The sequence below is a fragment of the Arthrobacter sp. StoSoilB13 genome (assembly GCF_019977255.1).
In the GTDB taxonomy this organism is placed as follows: Bacteria; Actinomycetota; Actinomycetes; order Actinomycetales; family Micrococcaceae; genus Arthrobacter.
Genome location: NZ_AP024649.1, coordinates 973465 through 993851, shown reverse-complemented (window position 1 = coordinate 993851; position 20387 = coordinate 973465). Strand labels below are relative to the sequence as shown.

Annotated in this window: 5 protein-coding genes, 3 rRNA genes and 4 pseudogenes; 3 read left to right on the top strand and 9 right to left on the bottom strand. The window is 60.2% G+C overall.

Annotation, left to right across the window (positions count from 1 at the left end; translation table 11 throughout):
• Window positions 1–10: 10 nt before the first annotated feature.
• Window positions 11–1309 (bottom strand): sugar ABC transporter substrate-binding protein, encoded by a 1299-nt coding sequence (locus LDP01_RS23200; protein ID WP_224094490.1) that lies wholly within the window; start codon window positions 1307–1309, stop codon window positions 11–13.
• A gap of 205 nt (window positions 1310–1514) precedes the next feature.
• Between LDP01_RS23200 and LDP01_RS23195 the strand changes: the two are divergent.
• Together LDP01_RS23195 and LDP01_RS23190 are read left to right on the top strand one after the other, a co-directional pair.
• Window positions 1515–3273: pseudogene (locus tag LDP01_RS23195) on the top strand (glycoside hydrolase family 13 protein).
• Window positions 3274–3293: 20 nt separating this feature from the next.
• Complete coding sequence (locus LDP01_RS23190; RefSeq protein ID WP_224094488.1) at window positions 3294–4316, top strand: LacI family DNA-binding transcriptional regulator; 1023 nt, start codon at window positions 3294–3296, stop codon at window positions 4314–4316.
• Between the two features lie 44 nt (window positions 4317–4360).
• Here the strand turns inward: LDP01_RS23190 and LDP01_RS23185 are convergent, their stop codons facing one another.
• Window positions 4361–4804 carry a GNAT family N-acetyltransferase gene (locus LDP01_RS23185; RefSeq protein ID WP_224094487.1) on the bottom strand — a complete coding sequence of 148 codons (444 nt, stop codon included), beginning with the start codon at window positions 4802–4804 and terminating at the stop codon, window positions 4361–4363.
• Window positions 4805–4877: 73 nt separating this feature from the next.
• The gene (locus tag LDP01_RS23180; RefSeq protein ID WP_224094486.1) at window positions 4878–5372 is read right to left on the bottom strand and encodes an SRPBCC domain-containing protein; all 495 of its coding nucleotides are present in this window, start codon (window positions 5370–5372) and stop codon (window positions 4878–4880) included.
• A gap of 252 nt (window positions 5373–5624) precedes the next feature.
• On the opposite strand from LDP01_RS23180, the pseudogene LDP01_RS23175 reads away from it, so the two are divergent.
• Window positions 5625–6681 (top strand): annotated as a pseudogene (locus LDP01_RS23175) (patatin-like phospholipase family protein).
• A 157-nt stretch (window positions 6682–6838) separates the two neighbouring features.
• Here the strand turns inward: LDP01_RS23175 and rrf are convergent.
• The 6 genes and pseudogenes from rrf to LDP01_RS23145 all read right to left on the bottom strand — a co-directional run bounded on the left by rrf (window position 6839) and on the right by LDP01_RS23145 (window position 20309).
• Window positions 6839–6955: ribosomal RNA gene (gene rrf, locus LDP01_RS23170) — 5S ribosomal RNA — on the bottom strand.
• Window positions 6956–7102: 147 nt separating this feature from the next.
• Window positions 7103–10258 (bottom strand): 23S ribosomal RNA (locus LDP01_RS23165).
• Window positions 10259–10776: 518 nt separating this feature from the next.
• Window positions 10777–12301, bottom strand: a 16S ribosomal RNA gene (locus tag LDP01_RS23160).
• The 16S, 23S and 5S rRNA genes sit together here, the layout of an rRNA operon.
• A gap of 491 nt (window positions 12302–12792) precedes the next feature.
• Window positions 12793–16450: pseudogene (locus LDP01_RS23155) on the bottom strand (1,4-alpha-glucan branching enzyme).
• A 1-nt stretch (window position 16451) separates the two neighbouring features.
• Window positions 16452–18248: a maltose alpha-D-glucosyltransferase gene (gene treS / locus LDP01_RS23150; RefSeq protein WP_224094485.1), complete on the bottom strand. Its 1797-nt coding sequence runs from the start codon at window positions 18246–18248 to the stop codon at window positions 16452–16454.
• Window positions 18248–20309, bottom strand: a pseudogene (locus LDP01_RS23145) (maltotransferase domain-containing protein). The gene treS and the pseudogene LDP01_RS23145 overlap by 1 nt, the downstream one beginning before the upstream one ends.
• Window positions 20310–20387: the final 78 nt, after the last annotated feature.

The window sequence follows — 20387 nt, the reverse complement described above, 5'->3', positions numbered from 1 at the left end:
GGTTGCGGCGTCAGCCGCCGATCTTGGACTTGATGCTCGCGGCCATCTTGGTCCACGCTTCAGCGGGATCGCCCTGGCCCTTGATGATGGCCAGTTCCGTGGCGCCCCAGTCAGCCCAGACGGCGCTCATTTCGGGGATGGCCGGCATGGGTACGCCGGTGGCGCCGATCTTGCCGAAGGCCTCCACTACGGGATCGCTGGCTGCCTTCTCAAAGGATGCCCTGAGCGCCGGCGGGCGACCGCCGGCCGTGTACATGGAGTCCTGGGCTGACTCTGAGGTGAGGTAGTTGGTGACGAACTCATTGGTGGCCAGGGCGTTGGCACTCTTGGCGCTGATGAAGAAGCCGTTGACGCCGATAAATGGCTGCGCTGCCTCGCCACCGGCCGTGGGCAGCTCATCAACTGCGAACTTGATGCCCTTCTTCTGAACATCCGGCACGTTCCACGGGCCCGTCAGGAAGTAAGGAGATTCTCCGGCAAGGAACTTCTCCTTGGCGATGTCGCCCGTGATGTTGGAGTTGATGATTTTCTCGCCGGCATCGCCCCAGGCGGCCAGCTTCCTGGCGAATTCGACGCCGGCAGCGTCACCAATGAGCAGCTGCTTGGCATCGTAACCGCCGTCGGCGTTCTTACCGAAAACCTGCGAACCCATGGATGACTGCAGCGGGTACAGGTGGTACGGGTCGCCCTGTTTGGGATCCATGCCCACCAGGAACGGGAAGGTGGCTTTGCCCTCTGCAACGGCCTTCTTGCCGTTGGCCACTACCTCATCCAAGGTGCTCGCCTTGCTGTCCACGATGCTGGTGTTGCGCAGGAGGGCAATATTCTCGATCGCGTACGGTACGCCATAGACGGCGCCGTTGTAGGTCATGGCCTTGATGGACGAATCCTGGAACTGGCTGGCTTTGTCGCCCAGTTCCACCGGTGCGATCACACCATTTTGAACAAACTTTCCAATCCAGTCATGCGGTCCAACGATCAGATCCGGGCCTTGGCCGGTAGGAACCTGAGTGATGAAGTCATCGCGGACGGCAGCGAAATCCTTCACTACGAGCTTGACTTCGATGCCGGTGTCGGACTTGAACTTTTCGGTGATGTCCTTCAACGCCGGCGACCGTTCGGCGTCCACCCACATGGTGATAGTGCCGGCGCCGGCTGCCTTGAGGTCCTGCTTCGTGGCTTCCGAGCTGGGAGCGGTGGAGGCGCTGCCGCCACAGGCGCTCAGGGCCAGGGCTGCGACCACGGAGATCGCGCCGGTAGCGAAAACGCGGCGGGTGGTCTGAGTCGCGAGGGTGTTGTGCACCTTCATTGGTGTCCCTTTCCTTATGTGCTTCGACGGCGGGGCTCTCGCCCAGAGGCAACGTCGGTGATGTGGCTCACAACTGCAAGCGCTTCCAAACAGTACATGTCAAAACGATGATTGGTAAACCCCGCCACCAAACATTGCTGTCATGGAAGGATAATTTTGACTGAAAGCGTTTCCAATCTGATGCCTGGTCTTCTACGATGTGTTCATGTCTGTTGATTCATTGCTTCCAGTTGAGGCGTCCGCGCCCTCTGCAGCTTTCACTGCATTGACCCCCGTCCACGAGGCCTCCCGGGCCCACGGATGGTGGCGCTCCGCAGTCATTTACCAGATCTATCCGCGATCCTTCCGGGACCTCAATGGCGACGGAATCGGTGACCTCGCCGGTATCACCCGCGAACTCTCCCAGCTCGCCGAACTGGGCGTTGATGCCGTCTGGCTCTCGCCCTTCTACCGCTCACCGCAGCGGGACGCAGGTTATGACGTCAGCGACTACTGCGATGTCGATCCGCTGTTCGGCAGCCTCGCGGACTTCGACGCCCTCATCTACGAAGCCAACCGCCTGCACCTGCGGGTCATTGCAGATCTTGTTCCCAACCACTGCTCCGACCAACACGCCGCCTTCCAAGCCGCACTCGCGGCTCCGGCCAACAGCCGCGAGCGGGACATGTTTATCTTCCGGGACGGCCAAGGACCTGACGGAAACGAACCTCCCAACAACTGGCAGTCCCATTTTGGCGGCCCCGCCTGGACCCGGATCATGGAACCGGATGGCCAGCCCGGACAGTGGTACCTGCACCTCTTTGATTCCTCCCAGCCGGATTTCAACTGGGACAACGATGCCGTGCACGCCGAGTTCGAGCGGGTCCTCCGCTTCTGGCTGGACCGCGGCATTTCCGGTTTCAGGGTTGACGTGGCCCACGCGCTGGTGAAAGCCGCCGGCCTGCCCAACTGGGGCGGACGCGCGGATGGCAACAGCTCCGATGGCTACCCCGGCCACGATGCCCCCATGTTCGGCCAGCCCGCCTTGCACGATATCTACCGGCGCTGGCGCTCCATCCTGGAGGAATATGGCCCCGACCGGATCCTCTGCGCCGAAGCCAACGTCGATCCCCTTCCACGGCTGGCACAGTGGGTCCGGCCCGACGAAATGCACCAGGCCCTTCAACTTCCCGTACCTGCACGCCGGCCTGGACGTGAACCGCCTGCGCCACATCATCACCGATTCGCTGGTCTCACTGGACGCGGTTGGCGCTCCCAGCACATGGGTGTTGTCCAACCACGACGTCGTCCGGCACGCCTCCCGCTTCGGTTACGAGGGTCCCGGTCCCCGCGACGGCGACGGCATCGGTCCCGACGACGTACAGCCCAATGAAGAACTCGGACGACGCCGGGCTGCCGCGGCCACCATGTTCATGCTCGGCCTCCCCGGTGCTGCCTACCTGTACCAAGGGGAAGAGCTTGGGCTGCCTGACTCCACAAGCATTCCCGGAAGCATGCGTCAGGACCCAACCTTCGCCCGGACCGGCGGAGAAAGGATAGGCCGGGACGGCTGCCGCGTACCGTTGCCCTGGCGTTCGTCGGAGTTGCATGCCGGTTTCGGCGATGGCCAGGAACCCTGGCTGCCGCAACCAGAGTCCTGGGCCGCCTTGGCGAGGGACAAGCAACAGGAGGATCCGGCGTCGCACCTTAGCCTTTACCGGGAAATGCTCGCCGAACGCGCCGAACGTCGGCTGGGCCAGGGTTCCCTGGCATGGGTGGAGGACTACTGCACCGACTCCTCGCTCGCCTACCTCAACGGCGACATCCTGGTGATCATGAATGTGGGTAACCAGCCCCTGCCGCTTCCCGACGGCAAGGTAATACTTCGCAGTTCGGCAGCAGCCGGCGCCCATCCCGTGGGCTCCAATCTGCAGGGCACCGATCTACTAAGCTCGGGGGAGAGCATCTGGCTCACAACCAGCTAACTTTCCCACCGAGGAGCAGCATGACCGGCATCAAGGACGTAGCCGAGAGATCGGGACTCTCCGTTGCCACGGTTTCACGCGCGCTCAGTGGCAAAGGCAACGTCTCCCCCGCCAGCCGGGAACGGGCACGTGCAGCCGCAGCCGAGCTTGGCTTCGTGCTCTCCTATCACGCCTCGAGCCTGGCTTCCGGCCGCACCCACAACGTTGGCCTGGTGGTGCCCTCGGTCCACCGCTGGTTCTATTCAGCGGTGATCGAGGGTGCCTCCGCGGCGCTCCTGAGTGCCGGATACGACCTCACGCTCTACAACATCGGGGAAGACCCTCAACACCGGCACAGTGTGTTCAACGACTTCCTGCTGCGCAAGCGCGTGGACGCGGTCATTGCAGTCTCCCTGGAGCTCAGCGAGGACGAGATGCAGCAGCTCCTCGCCGTGCACCGGCCGATCGTTGGAATCGGCGGCCCCCTTCCGGGGGCGTCCACCATCCGGATCGATGATTCCGCGATTGCACAGCAAGCCACCAACCACCTGATCGGCCTGGGTCACACCAAGATCGCCCACATGACCGGCGAAGAAGCATACGAGCAGGACTTCCAGCTTCCCGGGACACGGCGCGGAGGTTTCGAGAAAGCAATGAACGACGCCGGCTGCCAGGTTCGGCCCGAATGGATCGTTTCCGCCGACTTCACTATCGAAGGCGCTTACGCCGCTGCCCGACAATTGCTGGGAGGCGCACCAGAGCGGCCAACAGCGGTGTTCGCGGCATCAGACGAGATGGCCATCGGCACCATTCTTGCTGCGCGTGACTTCGGCCTGCGGATTCCAGAGGACCTCTCGGTCATCGGCATCGACGGACACGACCTCGGCAAGGTCATGGGCCTCACCACCATCGACCAGGACGCGAAGGGGCAAGGAGCACTGGCCGTGCGCACCTTACTGGGCGCCATCAACAATGGCCTGGTCCTTGAACCATCCGATACTGAACACCCCACCAGGCTCGTGGTTCGTTCGAGCACGGCCGTGCCCAGGAGCGACGCTACCTAGGCTGGCGCTCATCCCGGAAACCGGGCTCCCGCCTCAACCAACGGCTACTGCTCCAGGACCTTTTCCATGACCAGTTCCCGTTTGGACGTGTCCTGCGGATACGGCCGACTGTCCCCTGTGGTGTTGAAACCGTGCCGCCGGTAGAAAGCCAGCGCCCTAGTATTGTCCTCGTGGACGCCCAACTCCAAGACCTTGGCACCCAAATCGACCCGGGCAGCCTCGCACGCCTCGTGAAGGAGTTCATCAGCCAACCCCAAACCTCGATGTTCGGGGGCAACGTAGACACTTATCAGCATGGCCTGAAGGGGCTTCTGCGGGTCTTGAGGATGTTTCACGACAACCCTCATCAGTGCACAGAACGGACTTCCATCCACGCCGCCGTCAGCCACCAACGTCACGCTGGAATCGCCGGCCATGGCGGCAGTCCGCTCCTGCCACTGCGCATCCGTTTGCCGTCGCGCTGCCTCCAGGCTTTCGACATAAGCCATGGGCGTGTCCGTCAGCATTTCCAGCCGGACTTTCTTCAGGAGTGACCAATCCTCAGCACGAAGTCGCCTGACCCTAGGCAACTGTCCCGCCCATGAACCGTACATAGCGTTCCAGGACGCGAGGCCAACCTTCCGCATACGATGCCCGGCTGGCAGCAGGATCCTCTGCACCTTCCCAACCGTCATGAACCAACCGCACCTCCGTGCCACCCTCAACCGCCCTGAACGAGACCCTCAATTCCGTGGACCAGAGGGGCGTGCTCGCCGGATACCAGCTTGCATGGAAGGACAACGGCGGCTGCCAGTCATCGATGGTTCCCCAAACCGAAGTGCGCCCGTCCTCGGCCGTCTCCAGGATCAGGTTCTCCTCGAATTCCACGTGTGATCCCGCGCCGAACACACTCTCCTCCTCAAGCGGCCACCACAGATGGGGATGGTCCGTAAAACCCAAAAAGGCATGTGAAACGCTGGTTGGCACCACCACTGTCACCACCAGGGGTTCGAGGTCGTTGGTGTCCTGTGACGAGGGCTCAGGCTCCGGCTCGGGATGACTGAAAATACTGTCCATGACCACCAACTCTACCGGGGCCGAAACGCGCATTTCCCCCGGCAACCATGTCCACCCCGGCTGCTGGAGCATGGCTTTGTTGCGCAGCTTGTCAGCGCGGTGTTAGAGTCCCGTTGATCGTGATCTATCAACAGGAGGTGAGACCCATGAACGCAGTATCCGAAATGGGTGCTCCCCCGCAGGACACGATCTCGCGACTCAGCTAGTCGCCAACGGGAGCGCCACAGAGGCAATTCGCGAAAGGCGACTCCCATGAACACAACACCTTTTTCAACCCTGCCCGGCACCTCGACCACCACTTCCGGGCAGCCACGGTCTGCCCAGGACCAGCCGCGGGAAACACCCGCCACGATTCCCGGGCAAACAGCCGGACGAGCGCTGGTGCTTGGTGGCGGTGGATCCACGGGCAATGCGTGGCTGATCGGCGTCATCGCAGGAATGTTCGATGCCGGCTTGGATGTGACCACGGCCGACTTGACGGTGGGCACATCGGCTGGCTCCACCGCAGCGGCACAGATAGCTGGCGCGAGCCCGTCGGAACTGTATGCAGCTATCCTTGCCGAGCCACCCCAGCCACGGCCGCCGCAGTCCGGTCCAGCACAGCCCAGTCCAGTACAGTCCGGTCCAGCACAGTCCGGTCCAGCACAATCCAGTCCAGTCCGGTCCGGTCCAGTGCGGCGTGTGGTGGATCAATTGGAACGAACACAAAAGATCATTGAGGCGTCGAAGGATCCTGCCGATATGCGTCGCAAGATGGGCGCTGCAGCGCTCGAGCTGCCTGCTAGTGCGGACGAATCAAGGCAAAGACAGTGGCGTGCAACAGTTGCCTCCCGACTCCCAAGTTTGCAATGGCCCCAGCGAACAGTGCTCATCACTGCCGTGGACGCCGTAACGGGTCAGCCGGTCCAGTTCGATCGTCACAGCGGAGTGGAACTGGTGGATGCTGTAGCCGCCAGTTGCGCCAGTGGGTTCGCCTACAGCATCGGTGACAGCCGATACATTGACGGCGGTTACCGATCCAACGCCGAGAATGCGGACCTGGCTTCGGTATACGCACGCGTCCTGGTGCTGTCACCATTTGGGGGCAGAACACGGACTCCGCTGGAGTGGGGCCTGCATCTCGCCGCGCAGGTCGACGAATTACGTGCCGGCGGCAGCCGGGTCGAAACAATCTTCCCGGAGGGCAGCTCCGAGCACCTGTTCGGAGCGAATGCAATGGACCTGTCGTTGCGTCCGGCAGCTGCGAAGGGCCGGTTACGAACAAGGCCGAACACTGGCGGAGCGACTCGATGGGTTCTGGAACGTCTAAACACGGGGCATAGCTAAACACGGGTTAAATGGGTCAAGCCCCGGCTGTGTGGTCGGGGCTTGTCTTGTGTTGGTCTGTTTTTTCTCGTTTGAATGCAGTCGCTTGAATGCGGGAGACCCCCAACCCTGTGTGGGTTGGGGGTCTCTACCTAATGTGTGTCCGGCGGTGTCCTACTCTCCCACACCCTCCCGGGTGCAGTACCATCGGCGCTGTGGGTCTTAGCTTCCGGGTTCGGAATGGGACCGGGCGTTTCCCCCACGCTATGACCGCCGTAACCTTGTTACCCGTCCCGCGCACCTGTTTTGTGGTGTGGGGTGGGAAGACTGTGTGGTTACAACTGTGGTGTTGTGTATTCAGTTGTTGGTTCCTGGAACGGTTGTTGTTCGGGAACCACATAGTGGACGCGTGCAGTGTGTTGTGTGTGGTGTAAGTTGTTGGCCTATTAGTACCGGTCAGCTTCACGAGTCTTTGGTCCTCGCTTCCACATCCGGCCTATCAACCCAGTGGTCTGGCTGGGGGCCTCTCACACGTATTGTGTATGGAAATCTCATCTTGAAGCGAGCTTCCCGCTTAGATGCTTTCAGCGGTTATCCCATCCGAACGTAGCTAATCAGCGGTGCACTTGGCAGTACAACTGACACACCAGAGGTTCGTCCGTCCCGGTCCTCTCGTACTAAGGACAGCCCTTCTCAAATTTCCTGCGCGCGCAGCGGATAGGGACCGAACTGTCTCACGACGTTCTAAACCCAGCTCGCGTACCGCTTTAATGGGCGAACAGCCCAACCCTTGGGACCTACTCCAGCCCCAGGATGCGACGAGCCGACATCGAGGTGCCAAACCATGCCGTCGATATGGACTCTTGGGCAAGATCAGCCTGTTATCCCCGAGGTACCTTTTATCCGTTGAGCGACGGCCATTCCACAATGTACCGCCGGATCACTAGTCCCGACTTTCGTCCCTGCTTGAGATGTCTCTCTCACAGTCAAGCTCCCTTGTGCACTTACACTCGACACCTGATTGCCAACCAGGCTGAGGGAACCTTTGGGCGCCTCCGTTACTTTTTAGGAGGCAACCGCCCCAGTTAAACTACCCATCAGGCACTGTCCCTGACCCGGATCACGGGCCGAAGTTAGATGTCCAAAGTGACCAGAGTGGTATTTCAACGATGACTCCACCCGAACTGGCGTCCGGGCTTCAACGTCTCCCACCTATCCTACACAAGCCACTCCGAACACCAATACCAAACTATAGTAAAGGTCTCGGGGTCTTTCCGTCCTGCTGCGCGTAACGAGCATCTTTACTCGTACTGCAATTTCGCCGAGTTTATGGTTGAGACAGCGGGGAAGTCGTTACTCCATTCGTGCAGGTCGGAACTTACCCGACAAGGAATTTCGCTACCTTAGGATGGTTATAGTTACCACCGCCGTTTACTGGGGCTTAAATTCTCAGCTTCGCCCGCAAGGGGCTAACCGGTCCTCTTAACCTTCCAGCACCGGGCAGGAGTCAGTCCGTATACATCGTCTTGCGACTTCGCACGGACCTGTGTTTTTAGTAAACAGTCGCTTCCCCCTGGTCTCTGCGGCCCACACCCGCTCACGGAGAGCAAGTCTCCATCACGGGGCAGGCCCCCCTTCTCCCGAAGTTACGGGGGCATTTTGCCGAGTTCCTTAACCATAATTCTCTCGATCGCCTTGGTATTCTCTACCTGATCACCTGTGTCGGTTTGGGGTACGGGCGGCTAAAACCTCGCGTCGATGCTTTTCTAGGCAGCATAGGATCACCGGATCCCCCCGAACGGGAGTCCCATCAGATCTCAGGATCGTGCTCGAAACACACAGGAACGGATTTGCCTATCCCTGACCCTACATCCTTGGACCGGGGCAACCATCGCCCGGCCCGGCTACCTTCCTGCGTCACACCTGTTAATACGCTTACCTCCCGGGATCAGGTCCCGCGCTCGGCCAAAACCCACACACCACAAGGGTGGGCGGGCAGGCTCCGGGCGGTTAGTATCCCCCGCTTGGCATGGGCGGTTTTTCGCCGGTACGGGAATATCAACCCGTTGTCCATCGACTACGCCTGTCGGCCTCGCCTTAGGTCCCGACTTACCCAGGGCAGATTAGCTTGACCCTGGAACCCTTGATCATTCGGCGGACGGGTTTCTCACCCGTCTTTCGCTACTCATGCCTGCATTCTCACTCGTGTAGGCTCCACCGCTGGTTTCCACCGCGACTTCACTGCCCACACGACGCTCCCCTACCACTCCACACCCCTGAACCACGAAGGCTAGGGTACCGTGTGAAATCCACAACTTCGGCGGTGTACTTGAGCCCCGCTACATTGTCGGCGCGGAATCACTTGACCAGTGAGCTATTACGCACTCTTTCAAGGATGGCTGCTTCTAAGCCAACCTCCTGGTTGTCTTCGCAACTCCACATCCTTTCCCACTTAGCACACGCTTAGGGGCCTTAGTTGGTGGTCTGGGCTGTTTCCCTCTCGACTATGAAGCTTATCCCCCACAGTCTCACTGCTGCGCTCTCACTTACCGGCATTCGGAGTTTGGCTGACGTCAGTAACCTTGTAGGGCCCATCGGCCATCCAGTAGCTCTACCTCCGGCAAGAAACACGCAACGCTGCACCTAAATGCATTTCGGGGAGAACCAGCTATCACGGAGTTTGATTGGCCTTTCACCCCTACCCACAGCTCATCCCCTCCATTTTCAACTGAAGTGGGTTCGGTCCTCCACGACGTCTTACCGTCGCTTCAACCTGGCCATGGGTAGATCACTCCGCTTCGGGTCTAGATCACGCCACTACACTCGCCCTGTTCAGACTCGCTTTCGCTACGGCTACCCCACACGGGTTAACCTCGCGACGTAACACTAACTCGCAGGCTCATTCTTCAAAAGGCACGCCGTCACAGTTACTAGTGATTACTCACGACTGCTCCGACGGATTGTAAGCACACGGTTTCAGGTACTGTTTCACTCCCCTCCCGGGGTACTTTTCACCTTTCCCTCACGGTACTGGTCCGCTATCGGTCATTAGGAAGTATTTAGGCTTATCAGGTGGTCCTGACAGATTCGCACGGGATTTCTCGGGCCCCGTGCTACTTGGGATCCTCTCCAGGCGGTACACAACATTACGGTTACGGGGCTCACACCCTCTCTGGCCGGCCTTTCAAGACCGTTCACCTATGCCTGCACTACACACCCCACCGGTCCGGCAGAACCAGTACGGAAAGTCCCACAACCCCGCCCATGCAACGCCCGCCGGCTATCACACATGGAAACGGTTTAGCCTGATCCGCGTTCGCTCGCCACTACTAACGGAATCACTCTTGTTTTCTCTTCCTGCGGGTACTGAGATGTTTCACTTCCCCGCGTTCCCCCCACGCACCCTATGTGTTCAGATGCGGGTCACACAATCACCCAAAAGCGTTGTGCGGGGTTTCCCCATTCGGACATCCTGGGATCAACGCTCGGTTATCAACTCCCCCAGGCTTATCGCAGATTCCTACGTCCTTCTTCGGCTCCTAATGCCAAGGCATCCACCGTGTGCCCTTAAAAACTTGACCACACAAGATCAAAAACTTACTCGAGAGAACCACGACCACAAAAGGCCAGGTTCATTCATAAGAAATTGCTGTAAGAACACACACAAACATGTGCGTGTTCTAGATGCTCGCGTCCACTATGTAGTTCTCAAACAACAACCCCGTCAACCAGACCCCCAACACCCACACAGGGTGCCGGTACGAACCGGAAGCAGGAACAAAAGAAACACCAGAACTGTGTCCCCCTGCATTGCTGCAAAAAGGTCCTGTTGCCTCAGGACCCAACAGTGCGCCAAACACAACCCACACAAACCACGCCCCGGCACGTTCCCAACAACACACACCCCCAAAAAGGGGCACGCACTGCCGTACTAACACCAGGACACAACCGGTCAGGCCATGCCAAACAAACGTTTGATTCGTTGATATTCCACCCATGAGCACCCACCGCAGAACATACGCCTGCGCAATGGGCAACACTGACAACCACCAGCCCCCGCATGCACGGGAACCGACAACGGTTGTTAGCAGCTCCTTAGAAAGGAGGTGATCCAGCCGCACCTTCCGGTACGGCTACCTTGTTACGACTTAGTCCCAATCGCCGGTCCCACCTTCGACGGCTCCCCCCACAAGGGTTAGGCCACCGGCTTCGGGTGTTACCAACTTTCGTGACTTGACGGGCGGTGTGTACAAGGCCCGGGAACGTATTCACCGCAGCGTTGCTGATCTGCGATTACTAGCGACTCCGACTTCATGGGGTCGAGTTGCAGACCCCAATCCGAACTGAGACCGGCTTTTTGGGATTAGCTCCACCTCACAGTATCGCAACCCTTTGTACCGGCCATTGTAGCATGCGTGAAGCCCAAGACATAAGGGGCATGATGATTTGACGTCGTCCCCACCTTCCTCCGAGTTGACCCCGGCAGTCTCCTATGAGTCCCCGCCATAACGCGCTGGCAACATAGAACGAGGGTTGCGCTCGTTGCGGGACTTAACCCAACATCTCACGACACGAGCTGACGACAACCATGCACCACCTGTAAACCGACCGCAAGCGGGGCACCTGTTTCCAGGTCTTTCCGGTTCATGTCAAGCCTTGGTAAGGTTCTTCGCGTTGCATCGAATTAATCCGCATGCTCCGCCGCTTGTGCGGGGCCCCCCGTCAATTCCTTTGAGTTTTAGCCTTGCGGCCGTACTCCCCAGGCGGGGCACTTAATGCGTTAGCTACGGCGCGGAAAACGTGGAATGTCCCCCACACCTAGTGCCCAACGTTTACGGCATGGACTACCAGGGTATCTAATCCTGTTCGCTCCCCATGCTTTCGCTCCTCAGCGTCAGTTACAGCCCAGAGACCTGCCTTCGCCATCGGTGTTCCTCCTGATATCTGCGCATTTCACCGCTACACCAGGAATTCCAGTCTCCCCTACTGCACTCTAGTCTGCCCGTACCCACTGCAGAACCGGAGTTGAGCCCCGGTCTTTCACAGCAGACGCGACAAACCGCCTACGAGCTCTTTACGCCCAATAATTCCGGATAACGCTTGCGCCCTACGTATTACCGCGGCTGCTGGCACGTAGTTAGCCGGCGCTTCTTCTGCAGGTACCGTCACTTTCGCTTCTTCCCTACTGAAAGAGGTTTACAACCCGAAGGCCGTCATCCCTCACGCGGCGTCGCTGCATCAGGCTTTCGCCCATTGTGCAATATTCCCCACTGCTGCCTCCCGTAGGAGTCTGGGCCGTGTCTCAGTCCCAGTGTGGCCGGTCACCCTCTCAGGCCGGCTACCCGTCGTCGCCTTGGTAGGCCATTACCCCACCAACAAGCTGATAGGCCGCGAGTCCATCCAAAACCACAAAAGCTTTCCACCACCATGACATGCGCCAGATGGTCATATCCGGTATTAGACCCAGTTTCCCAGGCTTATCCCAGAGTCAAGGGCAGGTTACTCACGTGTTACTCACCCGTTCGCCACTAATCCCCCCAGCAAGCCAGGGATCATCGTTCGACTTGCATGTGTTAAGCACGCCGCCAGCGTTCATCCTGAGCCAGGATCAAACTCTCCGTTGAAAACAAAAAATCAAACAGACACAACCACACCCACCGGAAATAACGGCGAACACGGCTGCACAAAATTCGAAACCAGCTGAAAACCAAACCACCACACACGGGGGTGCATGACGATCCGGCATATAATTTCAACCAATCAAAAAAACAATCGGCATCAACAAACTTGGCACACTATTGAGTTCTCAAACAACAGGTCACTATTCCAAAGCAGTACCACCAGCCTTCGCTGGATCGCTCCGGAGCAACTTTTCAAACTTACCGGCTGGACCTCTCGGAGTCAAATCGGCAAGCATGACTTGATTTTTCCTTGCGGTATCTTGTCTGCTTGGCGATCTCCACTCGGGGACCAGCGCGGGTACTAACTATACCCCTACTCCAGCGAGATGGCAAAGCCCGCTGGCAGAGGTCTCCCTCGTCACCTCTGAAACCCCTGAAACACAGGGAAGGAGGGCCCGGAGCGGCAAGCTCCAGACCCTCCCTGTTCCACGGAACTAGTCAGCCAACGCGAACCACGAGGCTCCCAGTGGTGGAAGAGTCACGGTCAATGCTGCCGGCTGGCCGTCAGTCCCCGGTGACGCAGCCTTCAATGTTCCGGCATTGATGACACCCGAACCACCGTAGGTCCCGGAGTCCGTATTCAGGACTTCAACCCACTCCCCTGCTTCTGGCACTCCCAGGATGTAATCGTTGTGCGGGCCCCCCGAGAAATTGACTGCGCACACCAAAGGCTTGCCGTCGTGGTCCCAGCGAATGAAAGTCAGCACGTTGTGGTCGGCGTCTCCACCGTTGATCCACTGGAAGCCACCGGGTTCGTTATCGCGTACATGCAGTGCAGGCGTTGTCTTGTATAGGCCGTTGAGGTCGCGGACCAGGAGTTGGAGCCCACGATGCGCCGGGATGTCAGCCAGGAACCAGTCAAGTCCGTACTGCTCCGACCACTCGGCTTCCTGGCCGAATTCGGTGCCCATGAAAATGAGCTGCTTACCGGGGTGTGCCCACTGGTAGGCGAAGAAGGCCCGAAGGTTTGCCAGTTGCTGCCAACGGTCACCCGGCATCTTCCGAAGCATTGATCCCTTGCCGTGGACTACTTCGTCATGGCTGATGGGCAGGAGGAAGTTCTCCGAGAAGGCGTAGACCATGGAGAACGTGATGGTGCCGTGGTGCCACCTGCGGTTGATGGGGTCTTCGGAGATGTATTTCAGGGAGTCGTGCATCCAGCCCATGTTCCATTTGAGGCCAAAGCCGAGCCCGCCATGATTGGTGGGTGCCGTTACACCTGGGAATGCAGTGGATTCCTCTGCGATGGTGACGGCTCCGGGGTGCGTCTTGTAGACGGTCGCGTTGACCTCCTGCATGAAGGAAATTGCTTCGAGGTTCTCGCGGGCCGCCGAACTTGTTGGGTTGCCACTGTCCTTCCTCGCGCGAGTAGTCCAGGTAGATCATGGAGGCCACGGCGTCAACGCGGAGTCCGTCAATGTGGAATTCTTCGAGCCAGTACAGTGCGTTGGCAACCAGGAAGTTGCGTACCTCGGTGCGTCCGAAGTCGAATATGAGGGTGCCCCAGTCCGGGTGTTCGCCCAGGTTGGGATCCGAGTGCTCGTACAAAGCCTCGCCGTCAAAACGGGCCAGCGCCCAGGAATCCTTGGGGAAGTGTGCAGGGACCCAGTCCAGCAGGACACCGATGCCTGCCTGGTGCAGGGAGTCCACGAGGAAACGGAACTCGTCCGGGTGCCCAAACCTGGACGTGGGCGCAAAGTAGGACGTGACCTGGTAGCCCCACGAGCCACCAAACGGGTGTTCTGCTACGGGCATGAATTCCACGTGGGTGAAACCAAGCCACTTCACGTAGTCAACCAGTTCCTTGGCCAGCTCCTTGTAGCCCAGGCCAAGGCGCCAGGATCCCAAGTGGACTTCGTAGACGCTCATGGGCGAGTTGTGCGGGTCCTTTTCGGCGCGCGCAGTCATCCACTCCGCGTCCTTGAAGCGGTAGCTGGAGTCCACCACGCGGGATGCCGTCAGCGGTGGAACCTCCGTGCCGAAGGCCAAGGGGTCCGCCTTCTCAACCCACTGGCCGCCGCGGGTCAGGATCTCGTATTTGTAGCACGCCCCTGCTACAACCCCGGGAATGAAGATTTCCCAGACACCGGACGAGCCGAGGGAACGCATCGCGTGGCTACGGCCATCCCAGCCGTTGAAATCACCCTTGACCCGAACCGCTTGGGCGTTCGGTGCCCAGACAGCAAAGGAAACACCGTCTACTTCACTCAGCGAAGAGCGGTAATGCTGGACGTGGGCGCCAAGGACGTCCCAGAGACGCTCGTGCCGGCCTTCGCCGATCAGGTGCAGGTCCACCTCACCCACGGTAGGCAGGTAGTGGTACGGGTCATCAATGGTGACGGGTTCGGCGTCGTAGACCACTTCCAGCCGGTAGTCCGGCACATGGCCGTGTTGCAGCGGATCCAGGACAGCGGCCCAAATGCCGTTGGCCTCGTGCTCCATGGCAGTGCGTCCGGCCTCCGTCACCACCGTTACCGACGTGGCGAGGTGCTTCACGGTCCGGATGGTGACGTGGCCGTGATCGTCCAGGTGGGCGCCGAGCACGGAGTGTGGTGCGTGGTGGGCTCCAGCTGCCACGCGGGCCAAGGTCTCGGAGTCCACATGCAGGGGAACTCGGGGCCGTTCGGTGCGTGCAGAGCCTGTCATTTCATTACCTTCCGCTGTAGCCGCGGCGTGCTTGCCGCGGCTCGTGTTGTCGAGGATTTGCCGTGATGCGTTGACCGGAATGGACAGCCAGTCCGGCCGGTTCCGCAACTCATAGACCACCTCATATAAGGCCTTGTCCAGCCACAATGCCACAAAGAGCGGCGAGCGGCGGTCAATGGTTCCCGGCATGACTTCGCTGTAGCCGGCCAGGAACGCGGTGGAGCAGTCATCCGCCCATGTCGCGGGCACCTTGGCTTCGGCGTTCTCACGGACAGCGGCTCCTGCCGCGTAGTCGAAGGAACGGAGCATTCCCACGACGTCCCGCAAGGGGAGATCGGGAGTGTTGCGCTCGTTAATGGTCCGGAGGGGCTCGCCTTCGAAGTCCAGGATGGCCCACCTGCCCGGCGCCCCCGCCTTTCCGGGAACCTTAAGGATCTGGCCAAGGTGGAGGTCGCCGTGGACGCGTTGCAGCTGGCCCACATCGCTGGGATGAAGCGTGGCCAGCAGCTCTTCGAGGTTGCCCTCATAAGGCCCGACGGCGGAAGCCGCTTCTGCCCATGACTGGCGGACACGCCGGGCCAGGGTCGCAATGATGCCGGCGCCCTGCGTCTGTCCATCCAGTGTGCCGAAAGTTTCCGCGAGCCTGGCGTGGACCGTAGCTGTTGCAGCACCGAGTTCGTGGGCCTCTTTGGTGAAATCAGCGCCGGCTGCAGCGGCCTCGACTGCCAGCCTCCACGCGTCCAGTCCCCCCAGCAGGAATTCATGGGCCACCGTGAGCTCGCCGGTCGCCGAACCGCCTGGGTCCTGGCCATCCCAGGAACCTGTGATCCAACCCAACGTTGCGGGCACCTCGGTTGTCCCTGCTGCCGTCAGCGCAGCGCCCAACTCCACCTCGGGATTCCTGCCGGCTGCCAACACACGGAAGATCTTCACGATCGCCGTCGAACCGCCGTCGTCAATGATGACGGACGTGTTGGACTGCTCGCCGGACAGCACGCGGACCGAGGTGGGTCCTTCCGGAAGGGCCACACGGCCCCGGGTGAGATGGCCCGCGGCGAGGCCGTCACCCACTGTGTCCTCCCGGCGCATGAGGTCCAGCCACGCCGTGATGAACTCGGTGTCGTACACGGCGTCGTACACGAGTCGGAGCCCCAGTTCGGGATCCGTGATCTCCCCGAGCAAGGCAGTGGGAGCATCCGGCAATGGCTGGCTCCTGAAGCTCAACGGCACCTGGACGACGTCGGTCCGGGGACCGCCGTCGGCTGTCCGATACGTTACGGCGAGCAGTTCAACCTGCAAACCGGCGCTACCTTCGGGGTATGGGAGGGTGAAGCCGCCCACACGCTCCAGCGCAAAGTCGGGGCTCTTCACCGGGAACCAGCGTTTAGTGGGAAGCCAGCTCCGGAGAAGACTTTCGATCGAGGGGTTAAGTGTTCCCTTTTTCATCTCATCCTTTGGTAGACACCACGGGAATCGCCTGGGTAAATGGCGATGAGGGGTTGGAAAACGCAGAGCGCAGCCGCAGCCAATAGAAGTTGTGGCTACCCAGCATGACTGTTAGTTGGCCGTTGTCCCCAACGGCCGGGAATGGTTGGCCACCGAAAATGTCGCGGAAGCCCCTGCCGGCATATTCCGGCAGATCAAGGGTCGCGGCCACCGGATGCTGCGAAAGGTTGAAGACGCACAGGATCGTCTCCGCGTCCTCGCCTTCAGGATTGCCGGCGGGCAGTTCCCGGACATAGGCCAGGACGGCCTCGTGGTCCGCTTCGATGTGGCGGAAACTTCCCAGGCCGAACACGGGGTGGTTCCTGCGCACGCTAAGGATCTGCCGGGTCCAACGCAGCAGGGAGCCTGAGTGCGCGGCCTCTGCCTCAACGTTGGCCATGCTGTAGTTGTAGACGAGGGACTGGATCACCGGCAGGTACAGCTTGCCCGGGTCCGCGCCCGAGAAACCCGCGTTCCTGTCCGGGTTCCATTGCATGGGTGTGCGGACGGCATCGCGGTCATCGAGCCAAATGTTGTCCCCCATGCCGATTTCGTCCCCGTAATAGAGGAAAGGGCTGCCTGGCAGGGAGAGCAACAGAGCGTTAATGAGCTCAATCTCAGCCCTGGAATTGTCCAGCAGCGGAGCCAACCTCCGCCGGATACCAATGTTGGCGCGCATCCTGGGGTCCGGCGCGTACCAGCCAAGCATGGCAGCGCGGTCGTCCGCGCTGACCATCTCCAAGGTGAGTTCATCATGGTTTCGCAGGAAGGTCCCCCACTGGGCACCCTTGGGAATCTCCGGAGTCTCCCGCAGGGTCTGGATGATCGGAGCCGCTTTCTGGTCCCGGAGGGCATAGTAGAGCCGGGGCATGATCGGGAAGTGGAAGGCCATGTGGCATTCGGGGGCTTCATCGGTGCCGAAGTACTCCACCACCTCATGGGGCGGCTGGTTGGCCTCGGCGATGATCACGCGTCCGGGGTAGTTGGCATCCACCATCCTGCGCAGGTCCTGGAGGAAGGCATGGGTGGCTGGAAGGTTCTCGCAGTTGGTGCCTTCCTCCTCAAAGAGGTACGGAACGGCGTCGGCGCGGAAACCGTCGATTCCCTGGTCGAGCCAGAACCGGATGACGTCATAGAGTGCCTCGACGACTTTGGGGTTCTCGAAGTTCAGGTCCGGCTGGTGACTGAAGAAGCGGTGCCAGAAAAACTGGCGCCGGATGGGATCGAACGTCCAGTTGGATTCCTCCGTGTCCACGAAGATGATGCGCGCATCCTGGTACTTCTCATCCGTATCGCTCCACACATAGAAATCGCCGTAGGGACCCGTGGGGTCCTTCCGGGATTCCTGGAACCACGGGTGCTGGTCCGAGGTGTGGTTCAGGGGGAGGTCGATGATCACCCTGACGCCGCGGGCGTGCGCCTCCGCCACGAGGCGCTTAAAGTCGCTGATCGTGCCAAACTCGTCCAGCACCGAGGTGTAGTCGGCGATGTCATAGCCGCCATCACGCAACGGGGAATGGAAGAACGGCGGCAACCAGAGGCAGTCAACGCCCAGCCATTGAAGGTAGTCCAGTTTTTCGATCAAGCCGTGGAAGTCACCGGAGCCATCCCCGTTGGCATCCGCAAAGGCCCGCACCAGTACTTCGTAGAAGACTGCCTTGCGGTACCAGTGCGGATCATGCTGGAGACCGGGGGCATTCAGCTCGAAGGTGTTCTTCGGAGTGAAGTACTGGCTCGGGTTTTGCGGAGAAAAACTCACTAAGGCTGCCTCCGGATGCTCAGGATGTGTGCGGGCTCCACGTGCGCGTCGAGCCTGACGTAGTTGTGTTCACCCCACCACCAGCTTTGCCCGCTGATCAGGTCATCCACCAGGAACCGGCCGTCCTCGTTGAAGTCCGCGGGATCCAGCTGCAGGGCAGCCAGGTCCAGGGAAACCGTGCTTTCGCGGGCGCTGTGCGGATCCACGTTAACAACGATGATCAACGTGTCCTTGGTGCCGTCCGGCAAGGTCTTGTGCTTGGAGTAGACGATGGTTGCGTCATCGGTGCTGCTGTGCAAAGTCAGGTTCTGCAGGTCGCCCAGGGCAAGGTGGTCCTTGCGGATGGTGTTCAACCTGGTGATGTACGGAGCCAACGTGCGGCCGGACGCGGCAGCGCTTTCCCAGTCCCTGGCCTTGTACTCGTACTTTTCGTTGTCGATGTACTCTTCTGCCCCGGGCCGGGCCACGTGTTCGTACAGCTCGTAACCGGCGTACACGCCCCAGAGCGGGCTTGCCGTCGCGGCAAGGACAGCGCGGATGCGGAAGGCCGCGGGACCGCCGTACTGGAGGTACTCCGTGAGGATGTCAGGCGTGTTCACAAAGAAGTTGGGCCGGAAGAAAGCCGCGCTCTCGTGGCTGACCTCATGGAAATACTGCTCCAGCTCGGTCTTGGTATTCCGCCACGTGAAGTAGGTGTACGACTGCTGGAACCCTGCCCTGCCCAATGCATGCATCATGGGTGGACGCGTGAAAGCCTCGGCCAGGAAAACTACCTCGGGATTCTTTTTGTTGATCTTTCCAATCAACCATTCCCAGAACCAGACAGGCTTTGTGTGGGGATTGTCCACGCGGAAAATCTTCACGCCATGGCTGATCCACAACTGCACGATCCTCAGGATTTCCTTGGAAAGGCCCTCCGGATCGTTATCGAAGTTCAGGGGGTAAATATCCTGGTATTTCTTCGGCGGGTTTTCGGCATAGGCAATGGACCCATCCACACGCGTCGTGAACCATTCCGGGTGGGACGTTACCCAAGGGTGGTCAGGGGCCGCCTGCAAGGCCAGGTCCAGTGCAACTTCGAGTCCGAGCTCGCGGGCATGGGCAACAAAAGCGTCAAAATCTTCAAAAGTGCCCAAATCCGGGTGGATGGCGTCATGGCCACCGTCCTTGGAACCAATGGCCCACGGCGAGCCCGGATCCTGCGGGCCCGGCGTCAGCGTGTTGTTGCGTCCCTTGCGGTGCTGGAAACCGATCGGGTGGATCGGCGGCAGGTAGATAACGTCAAAGCCCATCTCGGCAACCGCCTCCAGGCGCTTGGCCGCGGTGCGGAAGTTGCCCGACGTCCAGATACCTGTGGCGTGATCCAAAACCGCGCCCTCGGAGCGGGGGAAGAACTCGTACCAGGAACCACGACCCGCGAGGTCACGTTCCACCTGCAGCGGGAACGGCTCCGAAACCGTCACCAGCTCGCGGATCGGAACGCGTCCGACGGCGGCCAGCACCTCGGGGCTGAAACCGGCACCAAGGCGCTCCTCGGCAGATTTGGTGGTGTCGGCAAGGACGACTGAAGCGGCACGCAGGGTGCGCTTCTCCGCAGCGGTGCGACCGGCGTCGTCCTCTGCTGCCTCCGAAAGAAGGGCTGCACCCTCGGCGAGCATCAACTCGACGTCAATGCCGGCGCCCACTTTCACTTCAGCGTTGTGGTGCCACGTTCCATAGCGGTCATGCCAGGCCTCAATGACGAAAGACCACGCACCCGTGCCGGACGGCGAGAGCGAACCCTCCCAGCGGTCCAGGGCCTTTCCAGCGCTCATCCTTGGCCGGCGCCATGCGGACCCGCTGGCGCTCCTTGCCCTTGGGATCAAGCAGGACGGCGGAGACGCCGAGTTGATCATGTCCTTCACGAAAGACGGTCGCACCGACGGCGAGATCCTCACCCGGAAGGGCCTTCGCGGGGAACCGGCCACCCTCAACCACCGGCTGGACAGCCGTGATGGGGAACCGGCCGAAGCGAAGTCCGGCGGTGATGTCCGTTTTCGTCTTGGATTTCAAAGCGGTCATGGTTCGCGAGGTATTCGTCACAACCACGACGTTAGCGACAAAAATCCAAGAATGCTAAGCACACGAGCCATCTTCGCG

Excerpts from the sequence above, each read along its gene's own strand:
- LDP01_RS23200 (WP_224094490.1), bottom strand. The coding sequence starts at position 1,309 with ATGAAGGTGCACAACACCCTCGCGACTCAGACCACCCGCCGCGTTTTC.
- LDP01_RS23190 (WP_224094488.1), top strand. The coding sequence starts at position 3,294 with ATGACCGGCATCAAGGACGTAGCCGAGAGATCGGGACTCTCCGTTGCC.
- LDP01_RS23185 (WP_224094487.1), bottom strand. The coding sequence starts at position 4,804 with ATGGCTTATGTCGAAAGCCTGGAGGCAGCGCGACGGCAAACGGATGCG.
- LDP01_RS23180 (WP_224094486.1), bottom strand. The coding sequence starts at position 5,372 with ATGGACAGTATTTTCAGTCATCCCGAGCCGGAGCCTGAGCCCTCGTCA.